Here is a 5,086-nt window from a genome sequence, read left to right as displayed (position 1 = left end):
AACCCCCAACTACTTCCGGCGTTCTAGGGCTTAACTGCTGTGTTCGGCATGGGAACAGGTGTATCTCCTAGGCTATCGTCACTTAACTATGAATAGTTGCCTACTCAAAATTGAATATCTATTCGTTAGAAACAAGACTGTTTAAACGCTGCGTTCAATGAAATTGTACTCAGGCTCAATCCTTACTGGTTGGCCCTCATTACGTATCTTTGGATAAGTCCTCGAGCGATTAGTATTGGTCCGCTACATGTGTCGCCACACTTCCACTTCCAACCTATCTACCTGATCTTCTTTCAGGGCTCTTACTGATATATAATCATGGGAAATCTCATCTTGAGGTGGGTTTCACACTTAGATGCTTTCAGCGTTTATCCCTTCCCTACATAGCTACCCAGCGATGCCTCTGGCGAGACAACTGGTACACCAGCGGTAAGTCCACTCTGGTCCTCTCGTACTAGGAGCAGATCCTCTCAAATTTCCTACGCCCGCGACGGATAGGGACCGAACTGTCTCACGACGTTCTGAACCCAGCTCGCGTGCCGCTTTAATGGGCGAACAGCCCAACCCTTGGGACCGACTACAGCCCCAGGATGCGACGAGCCGACATCGAGGTGCCAAACCTCCCCGTCGATGTGAACTCTTGGGGGAGATAAGCCTGTTATCCCCAGGGTAGCTTTTATCCGTTGAGCGATGGCCCTTCCATACGGAACCACCGGATCACTAAGCCCGACTTTCGTCCCTGCTCGAGTTGTAGCTCTCGCAGTCAAGCTCCCTTATACCTTTACACTCTGCGATTGATTTCCAACCAATCTGAGGGAACCTTTGGGCGCCTCCGTTACCTTTTAGGAGGCGACCGCCCCAGTCAAACTGCCCGTCAGACACTGTCTCCGATAGGGATCACCTATCCGGGTTAGAGTAGCCATAACACAAGGGTAGTATCCCAACAGCGCCTCACTCGAAACTGGCGTCCCGAGGTCGATGGCTCCTACCTATCCTGTACATGTGGTACAGATACTCAATATCAAACTGCAGTAAAGCTCCATGGGGTCTTTCCGTCCTGTCGCGGGTAACCTGCATCTTCACAGGTACTAAAATTTCACCGAGTCTCTCGTTGAGACAGTGCCCAAATCATTACGCCTTTCGTGCGGGTCGGAACTTACCCGACAAGGAATTTCGCTACCTTAGGACCGTTATAGTTACGGCCGCCGTTTACTGGGGCTTCAATTCAGATCTTCGCTTACGCTAAACCCTCCTCTTAACCTTCCAGCACCGGGCAGGCGTCACCCCCTATACATCATCTTACGATTTAGCAGAGAGCTGTGTTTTTGATAAACAGTTGCTTGGGCCTATTCACTGCGGCTGACCTTAAGTCAGCGCCCCTTCTCCCGAAGTTACGGGGCCATTTTGCCGAGTTCCTTAACGAGAGTTCTCTCGCTCACCTGAGGCTACTCGCCTCGACTACCTGTGTCGGTTTGCGGTACGGGTAGAGTATAAATTATCGCTAGAAGCTTTTCTTGGCAGTGTGACATCACTAACTTCGCTACTAAACTTCGCTCCCCGTCACAGCTCAACGTTATAGGTACAAGCATTTGACTCATACCACGCCTCACTGCTTGGCCGGACTCTTCCAATCGTCCGGTTTAGTTAGCCTACTGCGTCCCTCCATCACTCTATACTCTAGTACAGGAATATCAACCTGTTGTCCATCGGATACACCTTTCGGTCTCTCCTTAGGTCCCGACTAACCCAGGGCGGACGAGCCTTCCCCTGGAAACCTTAGTCTTACGGTGGACAGGATTCTCACCTGTCTTGCGCTACTCATACCGGCATTCTCACTTCTATGCGTTCCAGCGCTCCTCACGGTACACCTTCTTCACACATAGAACGCTCTCCTACCATCCCCTAAGGGATCCACAGCTTCGGTAATATGTTTTAGCCCCGGTACATTTTCGGCGCAGGGTCACTCGACTAGTGAGCTATTACGCACTCTTTGAATGAATAGCTGCTTCTAAGCTAACATCCTAGTTGTCTGTGCAACCCCACATCCTTTTCCACTTAACATATATTTTGGGACCTTAGCTGGTGGTCTGGGCTGTTTCCCTTTCGACTACGGATCTTAGCACTCGCAGTCTGACTGCCGATTATATCTCGTTGGCATTCGGAGTTTATCTGAGATTGGTAATCCGAGATGGACCCCTCACCCAAACAGTGCTCTACCTCCAAGAGACTTAACATCGACGCTAGCCCTAAAGCTATTTCGGAGAGAACCAGCTATCTCCAAGTTCGTTTGGAATTTCTCCGCTACCCACAAGTCATCCAAGCACTTTTCAACGTGCCCTGGTTCGGTCCTCCAGTGCGTCTTACCGCACCTTCAACCTGCTCATGGGTAGGTCACATGGTTTCGGGTCTACGTCATGATACTATGGCGCCCTATTCAGACTCGGTTTCCCTACGGCTCCGTCTCTTCAACTTAACCTCGCATCATAACGTAACTCGCCGGTTCATTCTACAAAAGGCACGCTCTCACCCATTAACGGGCTCGAACTTGTTGTAGGCACACGGTTTCAGGTTCTATTTCACTCCCCTTCCGGGGTACTTTTCACCTTTCCCTCACGGTACTGGTTCACTATCGGTCACTAGAGAGTATTTAGGGTTGGGAGATGGTCCTCCCAGATTCCGACGAGATTTCGCGTGTCTCGCCGTACTCAGGATCCTGCTAGGTATAAAGACTATTTCGACTACGAGGCTGTTACTCTCTTTGGCTTACCTTCCCAGGTAATTCGTCTATACTCTTTACGTCCATATTGCAGTCCTACAACCCCGAGAAGTAAACTTCTCGGTTTGCCCTCCTGCCGTTTCGCTCGCCGCTACTAAGGCAATCGCTTTTGCTTTCTCTTCCTGCAGCTACTTAGATGTTTCAGTTCACTGCGTCTTCCTCCTCACACCCTTAACAGGTGTGGGTGACAGGCATTACCTGCCGGGTTCCCCCATTCGGACATCTCTGGATCTCAGCTTACTTACAGCTCCCCAAAGCATTTCGTCGTTTGTCACGTCCTTCATCGGCTTCTAGTGCCAAGGCATCCACCGTGCGCCCTTATTAACTTAACCTTATTTTGGTCTTTCGACCTACTCATTAAATAGTCACAGCGTTTCGGTTTATTTTCTTGTTACTATTCTAATGTAATTTCTTACATTTGGAATTTGATATAGATATTCAATTTTCAATGGACAATCTTTGAATCTCTCGATTCAATGGAGCCTAGCGGGATCGAACCGCTGACCTCCTGCGTGCAAAGCAGGCGCTCTCCCAGCTGAGCTAAGGCCCCACAAGACCTCTCAAAATTAAAGAAGACTAACGTACAGGTTCCTTATCCTTAGAAAGGAGGTGATCCAGCCGCACCTTCCGATACGGCTACCTTGTTACGACTTCACCCCAATCATCTATCCCACCTTAGGCGGCTGGCTCCAAATGGTTACCTCACCGACTTCGGGTGTTACAAACTCTCGTGGTGTGACGGGCGGTGTGTACAAGGCCCGGGAACGTATTCACCGCGGCGTGCTGATCCGCGATTACTAGCGATTCCGACTTCATGTAGGCGAGTTGCAGCCTACAATCCGAACTGAGATTGGCTTTAAGAGATTAGCTTGCCGTCACCGGCTTGCGACTCGTTGTACCAACCATTGTAGCACGTGTGTAGCCCAGGTCATAAGGGGCATGATGATTTGACGTCATCCCCACCTTCCTCCGGTTTATTACCGGCAGTCTCGCTAGAGTGCCCAACTGAATGATGGCAACTAACAATAGGGGTTGCGCTCGTTGCGGGACTTAACCCAACATCTCACGACACGAGCTGACGACAACCATGCACCACCTGTCACCTCTGCCCCGAAGGGAAACCCTATCTCTAGGGTGGTCAGAGGGATGTCAAGACCTGGTAAGGTTCTTCGCGTTGCTTCGAATTAAACCACATGCTCCACCGCTTGTGCGGGCCCCCGTCAATTCCTTTGAGTTTCAACCTTGCGGTCGTACTCCCCAGGCGGAGTGCTTAATGCGTTAGCTGCGGCACTGAGTCCCGGAAAGGACCCAACACCTAGCACTCATCGTTTACGGCGTGGACTACCAGGGTATCTAATCCTGTTTGCTCCCCACGCTTTCGAGCCTCAGCGTCAGTTACAGACCAGAGAGCCGCTTTCGCCACCGGTGTTCCTCCATATATCTACGCATTTCACCGCTACACATGGAATTCCACTCTCCCCTTCTGCACTCAAGTTAAACAGTTTCCAGAGCACACTATGGTTGAGCCATAGCCTTTTACTCCAGACTTATCTAACCGCCTGCGCTCGCTTTACGCCCAATAAATCCGGACAACGCTTGGGACCTACGTATTACCGCGGCTGCTGGCACGTAGTTAGCCGTCCCTTTCTGGTAAGATACCGTCACAGTGTGAACTTTCCACTCTCACACTCGTTCTTCTCTTACAACAGAGCTTTACGATCCGAAAACCTTCTTCACTCACGCGGCGTTGCTCGGTCAGGGTTGCCCCCATTGCCGAAGATTCCCTACTGCTGCCTCCCGTAGGAGTCTGGGCCGTGTCTCAGTCCCAGTGTGGCCGATCACCCTCTCAGGTCGGCTATGTATCGTCGCCTTGGTAGGCCGTTACCCTACCAACTAGCTAATACAACGCAGGTCCATCTGGTAGTGAAGCAATTGCTCCTTTTAAATAGAAAACATGTGTCTTCCATTGTCATGCGGTATTAGCTATCGTTTCCAATAGTTATCCCCCGCTACCAGGCAGGTTACCTACGCGTTACTCACCCGTTCGCAACTCATCCAGAAGAAGCAAGCTCCTTCTTTCAGCGTTCTACTTGCATGTATTAGGCACGCCGCCAGCGTTCGTCCTGAGCCAGGATCAAACTCTCATTTAAAGTTTGAGTTCTCACTCATTCTGTCACTGACAGATTTATTTTTTGTTCATTGACGAATCATCCTAAAATGATTCACCCTGCACGTTTGGTTCGTCTTCTTTAATTTTCAAAGGTCTTGCGCCTCCTCTCGAGGCAACTATCTTAGTATATCAGAGTCACC

Annotated in this window: 1 tRNA gene and 3 rRNA genes; all 4 read right to left on the bottom strand. The window is 50.3% G+C overall.

Going from position 1 to position 5,086, the window contains the following annotated elements:
• Positions 1-86, bottom strand: a 5S ribosomal RNA gene (gene rrf / locus STRDD13_RS08045); the annotation flags it as partial.
• Between the two features lie 123 nt (positions 87-209).
• Positions 210-3,108, bottom strand: a 23S ribosomal RNA gene (locus tag STRDD13_RS08040).
• Positions 3,109-3,253: 145 nt separating this feature from the next.
• A tRNA-Ala gene (locus STRDD13_RS08035) sits at positions 3,254-3,326 on the bottom strand.
• A 52-nt stretch (positions 3,327-3,378) separates the two neighbouring features.
• Positions 3,379-4,926, bottom strand: a 16S ribosomal RNA gene (locus STRDD13_RS08030).
• Positions 4,927-5,086: the final 160 nt, after the last annotated feature.

The organism is Streptococcus sp. DD13, assembly GCF_001578875.1.
Classification (GTDB): Bacteria; Bacillota; Bacilli; order Lactobacillales; family Streptococcaceae; genus Streptococcus.
The sequence above is the reverse complement of the archived record's forward strand: the minus strand, read 5'-3'. Positions and strand labels throughout refer to the sequence as shown.